The 535-nt window shown below is 47.3% G+C and carries 4 tRNA genes; all 4 read left to right on the plus strand.

Annotation, left to right across the window (positions count from 1 at the left end):
• The first annotated feature begins 49 nt into the window (after positions 1-49).
• Positions 50-134 (plus strand) — tRNA-Leu (locus tag GVO60_RS22185).
• 30 nt (positions 135-164) lie between these two features.
• Positions 165-249: transfer RNA gene (locus GVO60_RS22190), tRNA-Leu, on the plus strand.
• Between the two features lie 30 nt (positions 250-279).
• Positions 280-354 (plus strand) — tRNA-Gln (locus tag GVO60_RS22195).
• 95 nt (positions 355-449) lie between these two features.
• Positions 450-534: transfer RNA gene (locus tag GVO60_RS22200), tRNA-Leu, on the plus strand.
• Position 535: the final 1 nt, after the last annotated feature.

The following is a 535-nucleotide window of genomic DNA, read 5'->3' on the forward strand; positions in this document are numbered from 1 at the left end:
TTACTGGTTTTTACCAATTAATCAGTAATGATTTAGATAGATTCAAGATGCGGTCGTGGCGGAATTGGTAGACGCACCAGATTTAGGTTCTGGCGCCGCAAGGTGTGAGAGTTCAAGTCTCTCCGACCGCACCATCTTGAAATCATCTAAAATAAACAACTTATGCGGTCGTGGCGGAATTGGTAGACGCACCAGATTTAGGTTCTGGCGCCGCAAGGTGTGAGAGTTCAAGTCTCTCCGACCGCACCATAAGTTGAATAGTCTTTTGACTATGCCTGCAGGTCTATCGCCAAGCGGTAAGGCAGCGGCTTTTGATGCCGCCATTCCCTGGTTCGAATCCAGGTAGACCTGCCACTATTTCAAAAATCAGTTCTAAAACTGGTTTTAGTCTTCCTTTGGTTAGGAAGTATCGTTGAGGTTTTACCAATTCTCTCAATGATGTTAGATACGCGGTCGTGGCGGAATTGGTAGACGCACCAGATTTAGGTTCTGGCGCCGCAAGGTGTGAGAGTTCAAGTCTCTCCGACCGCACCAT

Origin of the sequence: Vibrio atypicus, from assembly GCF_009811315.1 — a bacterium.
Lineage (GTDB): Bacteria > Pseudomonadota > Gammaproteobacteria > Enterobacterales > Vibrionaceae > Vibrio > Vibrio atypicus.